Origin of the sequence: Psychroserpens sp. (assembly GCF_036960315.1) — a bacterium.
Taxonomy (GTDB): domain Bacteria; phylum Bacteroidota; class Bacteroidia; order Flavobacteriales; family Flavobacteriaceae; genus Psychroserpens.
Window position 1 is genome coordinate 108,707 of the sequence record NZ_JBALVR010000004.1, and the last position, 18,276, is coordinate 126,982.

The following is an 18,276-nucleotide window of genomic DNA, read 5'->3' on the forward strand; positions in this document are numbered from 1 at the left end:
ATTATTGTTTTAATAAGTCCTCAAGCGCAATTTCAATATCTGAATGTATAAATATAAATCCGTTGTCTAATAATCGCTTCGGAATCACATTTCTGCTTTTTAGAACGAGCTCTGCTTCTGTACCAATCAGTTTTGCTCCAAATTTGATGAGCCATTCAGGATGTGATATTCCAAAAGGGATCTTCATGACTTTTCTTAAACGCTTCATGAGTGTTTTATTGTTTGTTGGTTTTGGTACAGCCAGATTAAAATTGCCATCTAAATTTTCATTTTCTATTAAAAAGGCAACGGCTCTTGCAAAGTCTAATTCATGAATCCAACTCACTTTTTGATTTCCAGAAGCTTGTTGTCCACCTAAACCAAACTTAACTAAATTTTTTAAAGGTTCGGTGGCACCTCCATATTTTCCCATAACGATCGACGTACGTAATGCTATTTTTCTAGTTTTCGGATTGGTAATAGTGTAGAAGGCTTTTTCCCATGACTTTGCAATATTCATAGAAAAGTTGTCTCCAATTTCCCCAGATTCTTCGGTCATTTCTTTGTCAAGTGAATGTCTGTAGATGGTTGCTGTAGATGAGTTTATCCATACTTTTGGTGGCTGTTCGCATAAGTTAATGGCTAATCCTAGAGCATGCGTAGAATCCATACGTGAATCATAGATTAATTTTTTGTTTTCTTCATTATATCTACAATCAACAGACTTCCCTGTGAGATTGATAAGTATATCGGTTTGTTCTAAAATAGTTGTCCAGTCTTCTAAATCTTTTGCATTCCAAAAAATCTCATTATCCCGTTTAGGAGTTCTTGTTAAGATGTAAATAGTATGTCCTTGTTTTGAGAAGTAATTTTCTAAGACTTGTCCCAGAAATCCGCTTCCTCCAGCTATCGTGATTGTTTTAGTTTTCATGTTTCCGAAGTATAAATTATTATTATATATTTTTTGTAGCTGTGACGATGTAATATCCAAAACTTTTCATGTGTAACCCAGAGAATAATGCATAAAAAGAGCCTTTTAGATTATGTAAGCTCTCTCGTTTAATTGCCTTGAAGCTTAGTAATTTCTTTAGAATAAAGCCTGTAATAGCAAATGGAACGTGCAATACAGATGGCGCAACTCTAAATGAAGCATCTTCTATTTCAATGTTTTTAAAGCCTAATTTTTCAAGTTTTTGTTTGTAAATATTAATGTTCTCTATTTGTTCTAAGCTCCAATGATCACATAATTGTTCGTAAGCAAAATGAGCTCCTTTGCAAAGCTGTGTTCTTTCTTTTTTTAAAAATGCATCTGCAATAACTAATCGTCCTCCAGGTTTTAAAATACGATGCGCTTCTTTTATAGAATCTTCACTATGACCCGAATGACAGAAGCTTTCAATTGCAATAGCCGAGTCGAAAGAATTAGATTGGAAAGTCGTATTGTTGTAGTTTTCTTTTAAGATAATACCGTTTTTCCCTTTTAATAAGTCATTGCCTTGTTGTATCTGAAAATTAGATAAGGTTACGCCATAAGCGATCACATTAGTGTATTGCTTTAAGGCATAACGCATTGTAGCTCCCATTCCACAACCTAAATCGATAAGCCTATTTTTATCCTTACCAATATTTAAGCGCTTAATCACTTGAGCATTCATTTGATTGAGCATAGTATCTCTTTTAAACGGATTTGTTCTAAACGGAATAAAGTAACCAAAATGCATATTGTAGTCCTTACTCCAAAATTCATAATCTTCCGTAGCTTCGTTATAGAAATTGATCATTTCTATTTTGCTCTTTTCAGAATAATTACGGAGTGTTATAGTTTGAGTTTTCATTTCTTAATGTGTTTAATTGAGTTAAGGATGTATAAAAAGTATCCAGCTATTGCCATTGGAAGAATCATGATACCAAAAACAAGAATGAACGTTTCATTAAAAGAGTTCCATTTAAAAAGCCAACATATACCATATATGCTGCTGATTGCCCAATATATACTCAGATGCTCTTTGGTTTTTTTTGAAAAATTTTTCCAAAACAAAAAGAGGATTGTAGCACTTATGACTTGAATTCCGCCAAGTATCATTTGTGAAAACATGCCATATATAACGGTTACATAAAGCGCTAAAGTGATTATGAATGCTACTTTGTTTATATTGTAGATGATTTTCATGATTATTGTATGTATTAAACTTTCAGAAAATATTGAAAGAATAAATTAAATTTTTTTATTTGATGAGTTTTAGTAAAGATTTAGTGATCCAGTTTTGCTTTTGACTAACCAATTTGTTAATCATATCATCTGCCGTTTCGGTTAAATCGTGTAATGCTTTTGTTTGTTTTATGAGTTCTTTGGTTTTTTCTGTGCCATCATCTTTAATAGAAGAGACGTCTTTAAGCACTTTTATAACCGGTTGAATTTCTCTACGACTACGTTCTTTAGCAATCGTTCTAGCCAATTCTTGTACATCCTTTTCTGTAGTGAAATATTCTTTACGCTCACCAGGAATAATCTCTTTAGTGACAATTCCCCAATCCATTAACTGACGCAAATTCATGCTTGTATTACCACGTGAAATCTTTAGGTCTTCCATGATATCTTCCATAGATAATGGTTTTGTTGAGATAAATAACAAGGCCTGAATCTGAGCCATAGCTTTATTAATTCCCCAAAGTGAACCTAAACTTCCCCAAGTACTTACAAACTTTGTTTTTGCTTCAGCGTAATTCATGGTTGTGATTTTGTTTTACATGACAAATATATATTAAATATTTTAAACTTTCAATAACTATTGAAAGTTTATTTTAAAATAAAACCAAAGATGTAAATCCTTGGTTCCATTTTTTTATTTCTCAATCAGTCCTGCGCGCTTTAATAAAGCATCTGGTTTTGGTTCTTTTCCTCTAAAACGTTTATATAGCGTCATCGGATCTTCAATACCACCTTGAGATAATACATGGTTTTTAAATTTTGTTGCAACCTCTTTATTAAATACGCCTTGTTCTAAGAAATACTCAAAGGCATCAGCATCTAAGACTTCAGCCCATTTGTAACTGTAATACCCAGAACTATAGCCACCTTGAAAAATATGCGAAAAGGATGTGCTCATACAATTCTCGGCAACATCAGGATAGAGTTTTGTATTCGCAAAGGCTTTCGATTCATGAGCTTTAACCGAAGTTATCGACGTTGGATCTTGTCCATGCCAAGACATGTCTAACAAACCAAAACTAATCTGTCTTAGTGTTTGCATGCCTTCATGAAACGTTGCAGATGCTTTTATTTTTTCAATCAATTCCATTGGAATCACTTCTCCCGTTTCATAATGTGTGGCAAATAACTCTAACGCTTCTTTTTCATAACACCAGTTTTCTAGTACTTGAGAAGGTAACTCTACAAAATCCCAGAATACGCTTGTTCCTGATAAACTAGGATAGGTGGTGTTGGCGAGCATACCATGCAAAGCATGACCAAACTCATGAAATAAGGTAGTGACTTCATTAAAAGTGAGAAGTGATGGCTTGCTTTTTGTTGGTTTTGTGAAGTTGCAAACAATAGAAATATGTGGTCTGTCATTAACTTCATTTTTAATATATTGAGGTTTGTAAACCGTCATCCAAGCGCCATTTCGTTTTCCTTCTCTAGGAAAGAAATCAGCATAAAAAATGGATACCAAATGACCTTTAGTGTCTGTAACTTTATAGGTCAATACATCGTTGTGATATTTATCTATCGTATCAATTTCTTCAAACTTCAAATCGTATAAACGCTCAGCAATAGTAAAAGCACCGGAAATCACATGTTCTAATTTGAAATACGGCTTTAGCTGTTCGTCATCTAAACTGAAGAGTTTCTGCTTTAACTTTTCAGCATAATAACCACCATCCCATTTTTCGAGTTTATCAATGCCATCTAAATCTTTGGCAAAGGTTTCTAAATCCTTAAACTCTCGTTCTGCTGCTGGTTTTGCTTTTTCTAGTAATTCGTTTAGGAACTTTTCTACGGTTTCAGGTGTTCTTGCCATGCGCTCCTCTAAAACGAAATGTGCATGGGTTTTGTAACCTAAAAGATTAGCGCGTTCATGACGATATTTTGCAATTTGTAATACGTTTTCTTGATTGTCAAGTTCGTCACTTTTAAAAGTTTTTGCACCTGCTGAAATGGCTAATTTTTTACGTAGTTCACGATTGTTAGCATAAGTCATAAACGGAATATAACTCGGATAATCCAAAGTAATCAGCCAACCCTCTTTATCTTTAGATTCAGCTAGTTGCTGAGCAGCTTCTTTGGCGCCTTCAGGTAATCCAGCAAGATCTGCTTCGTTAGTGAGATGCATTTCGAATTTGTTCGTTTCAGCTAAGACATTTTCTCCGAATTTCAGTTTTAACTGACTTAATTGTTTGTCAATTTCTCTAAGACGCGTTTTTTTATCTTCGGAAAGATTAGCACCATTTCTAGAAAAGCCTTTATATTTTTTATCAAGCAATGTATTTTGCTCAACCGTTAAATCTAATGCTGATTTATTGTCGTAAACTGACTTTACACGTTTAAACAGATCTTCGTTTAAGGTGATGTCATTACTGAATTCTGAAAGGAGTGGAGAGATCTCTTGCGCAATCTTTTGAATATCATCGTTAGTTTCAGCACTATTCAGATTGAAAAAGATACTGGATAGTCGATCTAATTCTTCACCAGAAAAATCTAAAGTCTCAATCGTGTTTTCAAACGTTGGTGTTTCGATATTTGTGGTTATAGCATCAATTTCTGCGCGAGCTTTTTCAATCGCTTTTAAAAATGCAGGTAAATAGTCTTCATTTTTAATTTTTGAAAAAGGTGCTGTATGAAATGGTGTCTCGAATTTAGAATTTAGTATGCTCATCGTTTTTTATTCGTATTGTACGTAATTAATGTGTTGTTTAAATTGTCAATCAAACTTAAAGTTTCATCTGCTAATTTGTATGTCCAACCAAAAGGTTTATTTGTTTTTTGTGAATTTTTTCATTTCAATTGATTGTAGGAGTTTTATAGCTAATTATTTCTGTATCATTAACTTAACATTAAGAGTGCTGTTTCAAATTAATCATTACTTTTGCAGTATTATTAAAACTTATTTTTGTAAGGTTTAGTAAGAATTGATTAATAGCTCTAAAACCTCGTATAAAAGCGAGGTTTTTTTTGTGGTTTCTACCTACAAATCTTTTGAAGATTCTATAACCTTAACCTTCAAACCTTCTTTATAATTCACAATAGTTTTTTGGACTTCATTATTTGAAGATCCAATAATTTGAGCTGCTAAAATTCCAGCATTTTTTGCGCCATTTAAGGCGACTGTTGCTACAGGAACTCCTCCAGGCATTTGAAGTATAGATAATATCGAATCCCAACCATCAATTGAGTTGCTGCTTTTTACTGGAACTCCAATAACAGGTAAAGGTGATAACGAAGCCACCATACCTGGTAAATGCGCGGCACCTCCAGCGCCTGCAATAATGACGCTAATGCCTCTAGAGTGAGCATTCTTACTGAAATCAAACAATTTCTCTGGAGTTCTATGAGCAGACACAATATCTACTTCGACCTCGATTTGAAACTCTTTTAAGATGTCTATGGCATCTTGCATAACAGGAAGATCACTTTTGCTTCCCATGATTACTGCGACTTTACTCATAATTATTTACTTATAACATTAATCGTTTGTTTTACATCTTCTGCAATTCGTCTCGCTTCATTAATATCCTCATTGATAATAGTTACATGTCCCATTTTACGAAACGGTCTTGTTTGTTTTTTTCCGTAGATATGCGGTGTCACACCTTCCAATTGCATAATCTGTTCTATGTTTTCATAAACAACATCACCAGTATAACCTTCAGCACCTACTAAGTTGACCATAATACCACCAACTTTGCTTTCTGTTTTTCCTAACGGTAGATTTAATATCGCACGAATATGTTGTTCGAATTGAGACGTATAACTCGCTTCAATAGTTTGATGGCCAGAATTATGTGGTCTTGGAGCGACTTCATTGACCAAAATTTCATCGTCTTCAGTCTGAAATAGTTCAACAGCCAACAAGCCAACATGCTGAAATGCTTCGGAAACGCTCATTGCTACAGCTCTCGCTTTTTTTGCGACAACATCATCAATTCTAGCTGGGCAAATGACATACTCAACCTGATTGGCTTCTGGGTGAAATTCCATTTCAACAACTGGATACGTTTTTACATCTCCACTTTCGTTTCTGGCTACAATGACTGCCAGTTCATTTTTAAAAGGCACTAAATCTTCAGCGATGCATTCTCCTTTTGGTAATTCATCTAAATCTGATAATTGTCGAACCATTTTTACACCATTTCCATCATAACCAAATTGTGCAGCTTTCCATACAAAAGGAAATTCGAGTCCGCCATTATCGATAGCATCTTCAATTTCAGAGCGATAGGCAAAACGTGTAAAATCTGATGTTGGAATACCGTGATCTCTGTAAAACAACTTCTGTGTAGCTTTATTCTGAATGGTTCTCAAGGTCTTTGACGACGGATAAACTTTAACACCTTCTTTTTCCAGTTCCTCTAAGGCATTTACATTGACATTCTCTATTTCAAATGTCAAGAGATCAACCTGTTTCCCGAAGTTATACACGGCATCAAAATCCATTAAATCACCTAAAGTAAAGTGGTTGCAGGCAATTTTGCAAGGAGCTTCGTTGCTTGCATCCATAACATGCGTGGTGATATCAAATTTTCTGGTGCTGTAGAGCATCATTTTGCCTAATTGACCACCACCAAGTATACCGAGTTTAAAATCTGAAGAAAAATAGTTCATATTCATTTGCTGCGAAAGCAGAAATCTTTGGTTATAAATTTACTTCTGAATTACAAAAATACACTAAATCTGTAACAAAATTCTAAAATCATAAATCGAAAATCGTCAATCGAAAATCAAATCATTATCTTTGCCTTTTTAAAATCAAAATCAAGTGATTAAACTACACGATTTATACTTTAAACCTTTCATTTCAGAGGAAGAGGTTGACGCTACTGTACAACGAATGGTTGATGAGATAGCAAATGATTTGCAAGATGAAATCCCCGTATTTGTTGGGGTTTTAAATGGTTCATTTATGTTTGTGAGTGATTTTGTGAAGAAATATCCGAAACCTTGCGAAGTTACATTTATCAAATTGGCGTCTTATGAAGGTTTAAAATCTACCGAAGACATTCAACGACTTATAGGTTTAACTCAGGATTTATCTGGTAGAAAAGTCGTCATTCTGGAAGATATTATAGATTCAGGTAATACGCTCGAGGAAGTCCATCGTATTTTTAAGAATGAAAATGTAGATGAACTTATAATAGCCACATTATTTTACAAGCCAGAAGCTTACAAAAAAGATTTCAAATTACATTATGTTGGTATAGAAATCCCTGATAAATTCATCGTTGGTTACGGTCTGGATTACAATGGATTAGGACGTGACTTGCCATCTATTTATCAATTAAAAAGAACACAACACATGACTAATTTAGTGCTATTTGGACCTCCAGGAGCAGGAAAAGGGACACAAGCTAATTTTTTAAAAGAAAAATATAATCTCGTACATATCTCAACAGGAGATGTGTTTCGATTCAATATAAAAAATGAAACGGCTTTAGGTATGCTTGCCAAGTCTTATATGGATAAAGGGGAGTTGGTGCCAGATCAAGTGACCATTGATATGCTAAAAGCTGAAGTTGATAAAAATGCTGGAGCTAAAGGATTTATTTTTGACGGATTCCCAAGAACAAATGCACAAGCAGAAGCATTAGATAAACTCATGGATAGTAAAGACTCTCAAATCAATGCTATGATTGCGCTTGAAGTTGATGATGAGGTCCTTGTTGGTCGTTTATTAGAACGTGGAAAAACAAGCGGAAGAAAAGATGATTCAGATGAATCTATCATTAGAAACCGAATTACAGAATACTATAAAAAAACTGCTATTTTAAAAGATTACTACACAGCTCAAGACAAATATTTTGGTGTTGATGGTGTTGGCAGTATAGAAGAGATTACTTTGCGTTTAAATGCAGTAATAGATAAATTATAATAAAATTTGATCGGTTAACGATTTAGATAAAAAAAGACTAGGACTGAAGGATTTGAAATTAAAAGGAGGACAGTCAGTGGCTGTCAGGTAATCTTCAAGTTAAAGTTTTTATACAAAAGATAATTATGACTGAAGGAAACTTTGTTGACTACGTTAAAATACATGTCTCTTCTGGAAAAGGAGGACAAGGTTCTGCACACTTACATCGTGAGAAATTTATAGAAAAAGGAGGGCCAGATGGAGGAGATGGAGGTCGTGGAGGTCATGTAATTATCCGCGGAAGCTCTAATCTTTGGACACTACTTCATTTGAAATTTAAAAGACATGCTAGAGCTGGACATGGAGGAAGTGGAAGCAAAAGTAGAAGTACAGGAGCTGATGGTGAAGATATTTACATCGATGTGCCATTAGGAACTATAGTAAAAGATACTGAGACAGATGACGTCTTATTTGAAATTACGGAAGACCATGAAGAGGTCATTGTTGTTCAAGGTGGTAAAGGTGGTTTAGGAAACTGGCATTTTAAAAACTCCAGAAATCAAACGCCTCGTTTTGCACAACCCGGTATGCCTCTCATAGACAAAGATATTACTGTTGAGCTCAAAATCTTAGCAGATGTTGGTTTAGTAGGGTTTCCAAATGCAGGAAAATCTACATTACTTTCTGTGGTTACAGCTGCCAAACCTAAAATTGCCGATTACGAGTTTACAACACTTAAACCCAATTTAGGAATTGTTGAATATCGTGATTACCAAACCTTCGTTATGGCAGATATTCCTGGTATTATTGAAGGTGCTGCTGAGGGTAAAGGGCTTGGTCATTACTTCTTGCGTCATATCGAACGTAACTCTATTTTACTGTTTTTGATTCCTGCTGATGCTCCTGATATTCGTAAACAATACGATATTTTGTTAGATGAGCTTAGACGTTACAATCCTGAAATGCTTGATAAAGACCGTATGGTCGCGATTTCAAAATGTGATATGTTAGATGATGAGTTGAAATCTGAATTAAAAGTTGAGTTAGATAAAACATTGCCTATTAAATATATGTTTATATCTTCGGTAGCTCAACAAGGTATCACAGAATTGAAAGACAAGCTCTGGAAGATGCTTAATGATTAAGTAATTCATTAAATCCTAATTATTATGAAGCAATACATCAAAAGCATTGTAGAAATTAATGATAACAGATTAAGCCGTTACTTTTCCTATTTCATTCAAGCCTTGATTTTGATTTCTATCATTAGTTTTTCGTTAGAGACAATTCCAAATTTAAAATCACAAACCAAAACCCTTCTGCACTCTATAGAAGTGTTTTGTGTCATTGTTTTCAGTATAGAATATCTGTTACGTATTTATGTAGCAGATAGCAAGCCTAAATTTATATTTAGTTTCTTCGGTATTATTGATTTTTTAGCAATTCTTCCATTTTATTTAGCCTTTGGTGTTGACTTGGTTTCGCTAAGAGCACTGCGTTTTTTAAGATTGCTTAGAGTCTTAAAATTGGTACGCTATAATAGAGCAATGAATCATTTTACTAGTGCTATAAAATCGGCTAAGGAAGAAATTCTCCTATTTATATTCATCACGTTGATCTTAATTTATTTTTCAGCAGTTGGGATTTATTATTTTGAAAATGAAGCGCAACCAGAACACTTTTCTTCCATTTTTGAAAGTCTTTGGTGGGCAATTATCACCTTGACAACAGTGGGTTATGGCGACGTCTATCCCATCACACTTGGAGGCAAGGTATTTACCTTTTTCATACTTATGATTGGTTTAGGGATTGTGGCAATTCCGACAGGAATCATCTCTGCTGCCTTAACCAAGTCGATAGCTGAAAAAGAATCTAAATAAATTTTTGGGCGTTACCCTTTTCCGTAGAAAACTTCAAAGGGTCAGGCTCTTGGCAGTCGCTTTCACTTTTTGTTATTCCGCACTATAATGCCGAATTTAAAACAAAATGCAAAGAGCTCCAACAAAGCCTCCATCCTTAACGCAGCTGCTAAAGTTAAATATGTATTACTAGAACGTTTTTTTAGTATCTTTAAAATAAAAAGCAATGAAAAATTTATATCTACTACTATTACTTGTAGTCGTAACTTCCTGTGCGCCAATACACGTCAATTACGATTATGAAAAAAGCACCGACTTTTCAGCCTATAAAACATATAACTACTATGCTAATCTGAAAACTGGAATGAGTGAGTTGGATGATAAACGTTTGCTTGGCGCTTTAGATAATGTCATGCAAAGTAAAGGATACACTCTAGCCGAAAGCCCAGACTTTTTTATCGATATTAAAAGTGTGGAATTTCAGCAACAACAAAATAATAATGTTGGAGTAGGTGTTGGAGGTACAGGAAATAATATTGGAGGCGGTATTTCAATAGGCTTACCAATTGGTCAGAGTAAGTTAGGTCGAGAGATTGTTTTCGAATTTGTTGACGAGAACAAAAGCGGACTCTTTTGGCAAGCGGTTTCAGAATCTAATTATAAGCCTAACGCAACTCCCGAAAAACGAGAAGCCCAATTTATAGCACTTGTAAACAAAGTCCTTCAAGGTTTTCCACCTGAAACGAAATAATGTTTTGCGTTAAGGTCCTGTTAATCAAAATATTTTAGAAAGTTGTTTGTTTTATTTTTAAATGAATTTAAATCAACAGCCATGAAAGCTACATCACTTTTATTAGTACTACTTATTTCCTGTACTTCAATATGTGCACAACGATCGGTCATAGAAATCCCAAAAGGGTATTCAGATGATATAGGTCAAATGGTATCTATGTTAGATAATTTAAAAGCACGTGTAGAACGGAATGTAGCTAATTTGGATCAAGAAGGTACAGACTTCCTTTTAGATGATAATGCCAATAGTCCAGGTGCTATTATTTATCATCTAGCAGCAACAGAGGCTTATTACCAAGTCTATACATTTGAAAACCGCGGATTTAATGCTGAAGAACGCAAAAAATGGGATACGGCTTTAAATCTGGGAAATAAAGCAAGACAAGAATATAAAGGAAAGCCTATTTCGTATTATTTGGAAATTTATGATGATGTACGAGCAAAAACAAAGGAACTCTTAAAAACAAAAGATGACAAGTGGTTCAAGAAAAAAAATGGGACTATGAATAACCATTGGGCTTGGTTTCATGTTATGGAACATCAAGCCAATCATATGGGACAGCTTGCTCTAATTGTAAAACGTATTTAATAAATAAGAGGCTTAATTTAAGCCTCTTATTTATTTATCTATTCTTATCTGCTTAATTCAATAAGGCTTTGTATTTGTCTTTATAACCAACAAGCACAGCGATATTTAAGACTAATAATGCAATTGCCCCAGCACTATTTCCTGGATCTAAAGTAGCATGAAATAATACTGCATTTACAGAGATACTCATTAGTATAATTGCTAAAAGTGCTCCAAATTTATTAGTAATTAACGCTAATCCTGCTACTATTTCTACTACAGCAACCAGTGTTATTGTTTTAGTGCTAGTAAGTGCTCCGAAGTAAGCAATTCCGTCTGCTCCTAATTCAAAATCTGGAATAAAATGCATAAACTTATTAAGTCCGAAGACTAAAACGTAAAGGCCGAGTAAAATTCTCAAGACCATAAATACTTTTGAGTTCATAATGTTTGTTATTAGTTAGTATTTAAATATAGTGATTTTTACTTTATGATAGATTTTGTCGAATCTCATAAAGGTTCCTAACAACTACTCACTATCAACTGAAATCCTAATACCTTCACTATGACTACTAAACTCAGGTGCATACATACTTTGAATGGTTGTTATACCATTGCTCATGTTTCCTGCATTACTCACTCTTAAATCGTATTCAAATACATAAATTCCTTTTGGTAAATAATCAAAAAAGAAGCTCGTCGAGGCATCTTTTGTGCTTTCATAATAGCCTAAGCCGTCTTGGTATTTGTACTTTGATAAGACATTAACTGGCTCTAAGCCTGCTGCTCGCATATCTTTCATATGAACAAATTCCATAGCACGATCACTACGTAACTCAATACGTACTCTTACTAAATCACCAACTTTTAAATCGGTTTCTGAAGTGATTTCTGTAATTTCTTCTCCAGTGTCTGTATTGGTTTTTTTGAAGAGTTTTTTCTTCAATTTTAAAGGTGTTTCAGCAGATGTTATTTTATCCAAATCCTCAAAATATTGCCAGTACAAACTTCCCCAAGCAATACCATCTCCTTTTTTGGTAAACTTTACGGTAGCCATTTCTGAATTGATTTCAGCAGAAGACCAAGAGGTTTTATAATAACCTGTTCCTGCTTCTACTTTCACATTTTCTAACTTGGAAGGTTCTATCTCTTTTCCTCCTAAAACCACATCAACCATATCTGTTACACTTAACCAATCACTACCTTGAAGAAGTAAAGCGTACACAGCATCAGTAGTTGCTTTTGTTGTAGACCATCTATTCGTTTGTTTGTTTTTGAGTAACCAAATCTTAAGATTATCTATCGTTTCAATATCCTTTTCAATTTCAGAAAACGCTTCAATTAATAGTGCTTGAGTTTCAATTGGTGCTTGATACCAATACCAAGAACCCGTATTTGCTTTCCAATACATTCCTAATTCTTCCGAAGTAATACTAGTTTCTCGTAAGGATTTCAAGATTTTTGCTGAGGTCGTTTTGTCATCCATTCTATCCACTACCAAAGCCATTAATCCTTTGGCATATAGCGAACGGCTCAACCAATACTTTTGAATTTGTGTTTGGTAATAAGCTGTAATCTCTTCCACTTCCTTGGAGGTTTTTATCTGCGGAAAAAAACTTCGCATATACAAGTAATGCAGTTGTGTATAACTTAAATGATCTTTATTTAAGTCGGCATTTTTATTGTATTTTTTGATGTCTTTATACTCTTGAACAAACTCAACGTCCAAGTAAGCAATTGCTTTCTCGATCATTTGCGTCTCATCTCCGCTCGACGTGACATCTAGCTTATCTAAATGTCCAAAACCAGTGATGATGTGCTGAGTAATATAACGATTTGGTCGTCCGCCATTAAACCAAGGCCAAGCTCCATTTGACATTTGACCATTTTTGAGTTTGCGTTTCGCCGATTGTAATTCATTATTCATTTTATTTAAATCGAATAATAACGCAATACGTTTTTTCTGTTCGCTTTCGCTTTGTGCATCCCGTAACCAAGGTGTTTCCTGAATTAAAATAGACTTCAATTCCTGATTCTTTTCAAGATTGCTCAACAAAGCATCCGTGTTTTTCCACTGATTGAAAACATCTTGAATTCTCGGATTACTATTCGCTATATGACTCGCTAAAGCATTAGCATAATAGCGACTAAACGTTTGCTCATTACAGTCGTATGGATACTCCATTAAGTAAGGTAAGGCTTGAACCGCGTACCATGCTGGATTAGACGTCATTTCTAATGTGAGCTTATGGTGTTTAAGTGTCGTCGAAGACACATTTTTTAATTTGTCAAGCGTAAACGTCTTCGTTTCATTACTTCTAATCCACATGGGCAACGTTTCTGTTACCAACATACGATTGCTTAATACAGGTAAGGCATTTTGCTCACCATCACTAAAATCACCAGCTTTTGCAATAATTTTGTATTGCACGGCATCAATATCAAACGGAATATTGAGATTCCATGTGACATTGGTATTTCCTTTTGCTGAAACGGTAAAGCCTAATTCATTATTGGTATTAGATAGTTTTTCGTCTATAGATTCACCACTTAAAGCGTCAAATAACTGAAGTACAGCTCCACCTTTGAGTTCGTTGTCAGTTAGGTTTGCAATTTTAGTGCTGATTTTAATTTGATCACCTTCTCTTAAAAAACGAGGCGCATTTGGGATGACCATCAATTCTTTTTGAGTCACGGTTTCTAAAGTCGTTGTAGCACTTTCTAAAGTTTTGGTATGTGCTAATAATTGTAGTTTCCATTTGGTTAATGACTCTGGCGTTGTAAAGCTAAAACTCACATGACCTTCTTTGTCGGTTTGCAAATGCGGAAAGAAAAATGCAGTTTCTTGAAGGTTTTTACGGATTTTAACATCACCAAAGGCTTCCTTTTCTTGTGCTTCTTTTTCTTTTATATCAGCAATTATTGCTCCACCACTTTGTTCCGTTCGGCTATTAAAAACAAGTGCTTTTTTACTTTCTGTATCCATTTGTAATTCTTCTATTTCAACTCTTTCTGAGGAAACTGCATTACTAGGAGATTTTTCTCTTCTATCATCATAACCGACAATAACAACTTCATCTAAAGTAGCATCTACATTGAGTGTAACTTTAAAATAATTGTCTTTTGAAATCTTAATCTCCAAGGGTTTATAACCAATATAATTAATCACTAATACATCTCCTTTTTTAGCTTTTAATTCAAATTCTCCATCAAAGTTACTTGTGGTTCCGCTTTTAGTTCCTTTTATAAGAATGTTAGTGCCTGGAAGCGCTAAACCATCAAAATCATTGATAATTCCCTTTACGATTCCTTCTTTAACACTGGAAAGTTTTTTACTAGTGTAAGTTGATGGTATAGAATGTCTTTGATTTCTTAAATATTGCTGCCTACCATGGTTATAATCACTAAAATATAGTCCAAAGAAATTTAATTGATCATAGAACTGTACTGAATAGGAAGCATTACTACGTCGTAGGTTTCTTACGGTAAACATATTGGTTCTAAAACTTTGTCCGGCGTTTAATCGATACAGCGAATAATAGGTTGGTCTTTGTATTGGATTGAAACTCCAATAATGCGATTTGAATTGATCTAGAGAGGCATCGTACATGCTTGCTAATAATTCGGCAGCAACTTGATCGCCTTTTGGACCTTTAATTTTAAAACGCCAAGTTTCATCTGTTCCTGGTTGTAACTTGTCTCTAAAGGTCATCGTCTCGATTTCTAAATCACTTTTTGGATATGGAATCGAAATATTGACACGTCCACTCTTAAAACTGTTTTGAAAGGCGTAACTATAATGTACTATAAATCCACCTAAATCATTTTCAGAAATAGGAATCGTAATCGTCTGCTTGTTAGTATTCAAATTGATAATCTGCTTATTCAAAATTTTGTGATCTTTTTCAACTTCCACAGTTACCACTAGATTTCTTGCTGAAGAACCTATGGTCAATTCTACCGATTCGTAAGTCTTATAATTGTTCTTATTAGTTGTAATACTAAACAGTTCATTGTCGGCAAGTGTTTTGTCATCATCACTATACATACTTGTTTGTGCTTCATCTTTAACCGCTTGGCCAAAGCGATCTTTGCTCTCTAGTACGATGTGATATTTTCCGGATTTCCAGCGTTTTGTTTTTCCTAATTCCAGTTCCTTAGACTTTTCAGTATCAAAAGACTCTGAAAGCACCAAATCCCCTTTCTCCCAGTTTTTACTATCGTGTTCGTTGTCGTAAGCATCATGAGGAAACAAGGTTTTAAATTCGGTTTTAGTAAACACCTGATAGTCTGGAGCATTCCATGGACGAGGTCTTAATACCGATTTTGGTGCTTTTAGTTTATAGATTTTTATCGTGCCTTTTGCAGCTACGAATTCACCATTGAGGTTTCTTGTACTAATAGCAATTTTATGATCTTTTTTGGTTTTGTCTAATTGGTTAGCAACACTTAAAGAAGCTGTCAATACATGGTATCCAACCCTAACAACTGTTGTTGCACTTCGGGTTTCACCATTGATATCTGTGATATCGGCAGTGACTTCATAACTAAAGGTTGGCAGAGATGATTTATCAACACTTTCATCTGGAATCGCTTTAAATTTAATTTCGAAATTCCCGGAAGCATCGGTTAGAGTTTCACCATGTGTGATTTCTTGAGGCTCACTGTTAAAGTATGGTCTGTACCAATAGTACCAACTTGGATATTGCACATTCCGGTGAACACGATACACCACCTTGGCATCAGTAATATTACTACCAGCAAAAGCGAGTGCATTCCCTTTTACAGTTATGGTATCATGAACCTTAAAAGTTTCGGTAACAGGATTAAATTGAGCTTCAAACTTAGGGCGTTTGTATTCTTCTACGGAAACAGAATGGTATACATTCAAGTCATTATTTCCTGTAAGTCGGATGTAATGATTTCCTGTTAATCCGCTATTTGGTAGAATGAATTCTCCTGAAACAGAACCAAATTCATTAGTTTTTAGTTTCAGTCTTGAGAGTTCTTCGTTATTGGTATTATAAAGAGTTGCCTCTACATTTTGGTCTGTAACGACTTCCGATTTGCTGTTTTTTGTTCTTAAGACAATGCTTTTAAAATATAAGGTTTGACCAGGTCTATAAATACTTCGATCTGAAAAAAGGAATCCACTGTATTGTGTTTCATGATCATTATCACCTCTGTAGTTGTAATGGCGATTAATGTTTAAATTTTCGAAATACGCGGTATCATCTTTAGTAGTGATTTCTAGTTTAATTCGACTGCGATTGAACTTTGCTTTCTGAATAATGAACTCCCCATTCTCATCGGTTTTATAAGTGTCAGATTTGTAATCATCATTATAATTTATAATGTACGAGAATTTCACATTGGCATTGGCAATAGGGTTTCCATTAGATCTATTAATAATCTGATAAATAACATCGCCATTATGCTCTTTTTGCACATAAGCGATATCTGTAATCTGAAATTCTTTAAAGGCGTAAGTATTACTGCCATTACTTACTTTACCAAAAATGACATAACGACCATTATTTAGTTTTGGGATGGTAATTTCGGTGTTATGTTGCTGATAGTCGCTTTCGTTTTTAAGAGTTGATGTCCAGTTTTTTAATGCTTTTAAACCATTCAACATCTTAAGTTCTTCTGTTATATTTCCTATGTAAGCACGAAGCGTACTGATTTGATAATTGTCAACTTTAGCAATTTTAAAATCCATTTCTACTAAATTCTTATAGCCAATTAAAGCGAGTCCATTTGAATTTATCGATACGTTATTTTCTATTGTAATTTGTAAGGATGGTGCTAAGATTTGTTGTTTTAATGCGCGGCATTTTTCGGCACCTTTACTCTTTGGATAGTTATCTGATACAGCGTTGCAAATATCTAAAGCTTCTTTCAATTTCCAACGATTATCTTCATTGGTTTTTGGCTGATATCCTTGTCCTTGTCTTAGGTATATTTGAGCAATCTCGAAATCATACAAGGCAGCTACATCTTCTTTATCAGCTTTCCATTGCTGACTTTCTACTTTTAAAGCTTTTAAAAGAAGCGCTTCTTTGTTTTCAAAAATGGCATTTTGGTAAACAAATTTCAGACGTTCGATATCAACATCAACAAGTGCTTGAGGTGATGTGTCTTTTAAATGAAGTTTTATAAGATCTTGATAAATATTTAAAGCCTGTAGTTGCAGCGACGTAGAATCTTTAGACTTCAAGCGCATAGTGACAAAACTGGCTGATGAATTTAGTAATTTCGGATTATCAATTTCAAATTTATAAGCAGGCTTGGTGATATTATTCTCATTGGTCTTATAAAACTGAAGTGCATTATGCGACAATAAATCGAAGAGTGTAGGTCTATAGATTTTAGAGTCGATTTGACTGATTATAATAGATTCAAAATCGTCTAAACGGGTTAGCTGAAGTATGAGTCCGTTTTCTAAAGATTGCTGATAATTGGTATGTATTTCTTCAAATAAGGTTTCTAAATCCCAAGTTCTAAAATCGATCTCATCTACTTTTTCACCAGTTTTTGTGCGATTATAAAATTTCCACCTATTCTGATTAAAATATTGCCAATATAAGTTTGCCAACATATTTTGAAGGACATTTTTAGTTGGGATGTTACTTTTTAAAATGGCTTCCTTAAAGTCGTTAATAACATTAAACTGTGCATCTTCCTCGAGAACCAAAGCATACTTACTTCTGTAGAGTAAGGTTTTGATTTCTTGAGGATTATTGTTACTTGCTTTAGCTTTTTTCTCTATAGATTTTACAATTTCTAATGCAGACTTTGGCAAACCTTCATTTTCGAAATCACTGACCTCTTTCCATAATTCAGAGAAATCTTCAGGAGTTTGAGCATTCGCAAAATTTGCAAAGAGTATAATCATTAGTACGCTTATAATTGGCTTCATAATTTTAATTTTCTGGTAATTTAAATTTTAAAATCAATCGAAAAAACAACAAATGAGTCATTGTGTCGTTTGGTTGAGTGAAGTTAATAA

General features: G+C 34.3%; 14 protein-coding genes. 5 read left to right on the forward strand and 9 right to left on the reverse strand.

The window, feature by feature from the left end; all coding sequences use genetic code 11:
- Position 1 precedes the first annotated feature (1 nt).
- The 7 genes from V7719_RS08495 to V7719_RS08525 form a co-directional block, all read right to left on the reverse strand.
- On the reverse strand, positions 2-910 hold the full coding sequence (locus V7719_RS08495) for a TIGR01777 family oxidoreductase (RefSeq protein ID WP_335729460.1): 909 nt from the start codon (positions 908-910) through the stop codon (positions 2-4).
- Positions 911-932: 22 nt separating this feature from the next.
- Complete coding sequence (locus tag V7719_RS08500; protein ID WP_335729461.1) at positions 933-1,814, reverse strand: class I SAM-dependent methyltransferase; 882 nt, start codon at positions 1,812-1,814, stop codon at positions 933-935.
- Positions 1,811-2,149 (reverse strand): hypothetical protein, encoded by a 339-nt coding sequence (locus tag V7719_RS08505; RefSeq protein WP_335729462.1) that lies wholly within the window; start codon positions 2,147-2,149, stop codon positions 1,811-1,813. Before V7719_RS08505 ends, V7719_RS08500 begins: the two co-directional genes overlap by 4 nt.
- A 55-nt stretch (positions 2,150-2,204) precedes the next feature.
- Entirely contained in the window at positions 2,205-2,708 is a 504-nt protein-coding gene (locus V7719_RS08510; protein WP_335729463.1) for a GbsR/MarR family transcriptional regulator, read from the reverse strand.
- A 114-nt stretch (positions 2,709-2,822) separates the two neighbouring features.
- Entirely contained in the window at positions 2,823-4,856 is a 2,034-nt protein-coding gene (locus tag V7719_RS08515; RefSeq protein ID WP_335729464.1) for a M3 family metallopeptidase, read from the reverse strand.
- Between the two features lie 309 nt (positions 4,857-5,165).
- A complete protein-coding gene (gene purE / locus V7719_RS08520) occupies positions 5,166-5,645 on the reverse strand; it encodes a 5-(carboxyamino)imidazole ribonucleotide mutase (RefSeq protein ID WP_335729465.1) in 480 nt (159 codons plus the stop codon).
- A 2-nt stretch (positions 5,646-5,647) separates the two neighbouring features.
- The gene (locus V7719_RS08525) at positions 5,648-6,802 is read right to left on the reverse strand and encodes a 5-(carboxyamino)imidazole ribonucleotide synthase (protein ID WP_335729466.1); all 1,155 of its coding nucleotides are present in this window, start codon (positions 6,800-6,802) and stop codon (positions 5,648-5,650) included.
- A 154-nt stretch (positions 6,803-6,956) separates the two neighbouring features.
- Between V7719_RS08525 and V7719_RS08530 the strand changes: the two genes are divergently transcribed.
- The 5 genes from V7719_RS08530 (at position 6,957) to V7719_RS08550 (ending at position 11,285) form a co-directional block, all read left to right on the forward strand.
- Positions 6,957-8,066 (forward strand): adenylate kinase, encoded by a 1,110-nt coding sequence (locus tag V7719_RS08530; RefSeq protein WP_335729467.1) that lies wholly within the window; start codon positions 6,957-6,959, stop codon positions 8,064-8,066.
- 125 nt (positions 8,067-8,191) lie between these two features.
- Positions 8,192-9,190 carry a GTPase ObgE gene (gene obgE, locus V7719_RS08535; RefSeq protein ID WP_335729468.1) on the forward strand — a complete coding sequence of 333 codons (999 nt, stop codon included), beginning with the start codon at positions 8,192-8,194 and terminating at the stop codon, positions 9,188-9,190.
- Between the two features lie 24 nt (positions 9,191-9,214).
- Entirely contained in the window at positions 9,215-9,925 is a 711-nt protein-coding gene (locus tag V7719_RS08540) for an ion transporter (RefSeq protein WP_335729469.1), read from the forward strand.
- Between the two features lie 205 nt (positions 9,926-10,130).
- Positions 10,131-10,655, forward strand: a complete 525-nt coding sequence (locus V7719_RS08545; protein WP_335729470.1) for a DUF4136 domain-containing protein — start codon at positions 10,131-10,133, stop codon at positions 10,653-10,655.
- An 81-nt stretch (positions 10,656-10,736) separates the two neighbouring features.
- A complete protein-coding gene (locus tag V7719_RS08550; RefSeq protein WP_335729471.1) occupies positions 10,737-11,285 on the forward strand; it encodes a mycothiol transferase in 549 nt (182 codons plus the stop codon).
- A 52-nt stretch (positions 11,286-11,337) separates the two neighbouring features.
- Here the strand turns inward: V7719_RS08550 and V7719_RS08555 are convergent, their stop codons facing one another.
- Positions 11,338-11,709: a DoxX family membrane protein gene (locus V7719_RS08555; protein WP_335729472.1), complete on the reverse strand. Its 372-nt coding sequence runs from the start codon at positions 11,707-11,709 to the stop codon at positions 11,338-11,340.
- An 84-nt stretch (positions 11,710-11,793) separates the two neighbouring features.
- Complete coding sequence (locus V7719_RS08560; RefSeq protein ID WP_335729473.1) at positions 11,794-18,186, reverse strand: alpha-2-macroglobulin family protein; 6,393 nt, start codon at positions 18,184-18,186, stop codon at positions 11,794-11,796.
- Positions 18,187-18,276 lie beyond the last annotated feature (90 nt).

Excerpts from the sequence above, each read along its gene's own strand:
- V7719_RS08555 (WP_335729472.1), bottom strand. The coding sequence starts at position 11,709 with ATGAACTCAAAAGTATTTATGGTCTTGAGAATTTTACTCGGCCTTTAC.
- V7719_RS08495 (WP_335729460.1), bottom strand. The coding sequence starts at position 910 with ATGAAAACTAAAACAATCACGATAGCTGGAGGAAGCGGATTTCTGGGA.
- V7719_RS08550 (WP_335729471.1), top strand. The coding sequence starts at position 10,737 with ATGAAAGCTACATCACTTTTATTAGTACTACTTATTTCCTGTACTTCA.
- V7719_RS08525 (WP_335729466.1), bottom strand. The coding sequence starts at position 6,802 with ATGAACTATTTTTCTTCAGATTTTAAACTCGGTATACTTGGTGGTGGT.
- V7719_RS08540 (WP_335729469.1), top strand. The coding sequence starts at position 9,215 with ATGAAGCAATACATCAAAAGCATTGTAGAAATTAATGATAACAGATTA.
- V7719_RS08510 (WP_335729463.1), bottom strand. The coding sequence starts at position 2,708 with ATGAATTACGCTGAAGCAAAAACAAAGTTTGTAAGTACTTGGGGAAGT.
- obgE (WP_335729468.1), top strand. The coding sequence starts at position 8,192 with ATGACTGAAGGAAACTTTGTTGACTACGTTAAAATACATGTCTCTTCT.
- purE (WP_335729465.1), bottom strand. The coding sequence starts at position 5,645 with ATGAGTAAAGTCGCAGTAATCATGGGAAGCAAAAGTGATCTTCCTGTT.
- V7719_RS08560 (WP_335729473.1), bottom strand. The coding sequence starts at position 18,186 with ATGAAGCCAATTATAAGCGTACTAATGATTATACTCTTTGCAAATTTT.
- V7719_RS08515 (WP_335729464.1), bottom strand. The coding sequence starts at position 4,856 with ATGAGCATACTAAATTCTAAATTCGAGACACCATTTCATACAGCACCT.
- V7719_RS08505 (WP_335729462.1), bottom strand. The coding sequence starts at position 2,149 with ATGAAAATCATCTACAATATAAACAAAGTAGCATTCATAATCACTTTA.
- V7719_RS08500 (WP_335729461.1), bottom strand. The coding sequence starts at position 1,814 with ATGAAAACTCAAACTATAACACTCCGTAATTATTCTGAAAAGAGCAAA.
- V7719_RS08545 (WP_335729470.1), top strand. The coding sequence starts at position 10,131 with ATGAAAAATTTATATCTACTACTATTACTTGTAGTCGTAACTTCCTGT.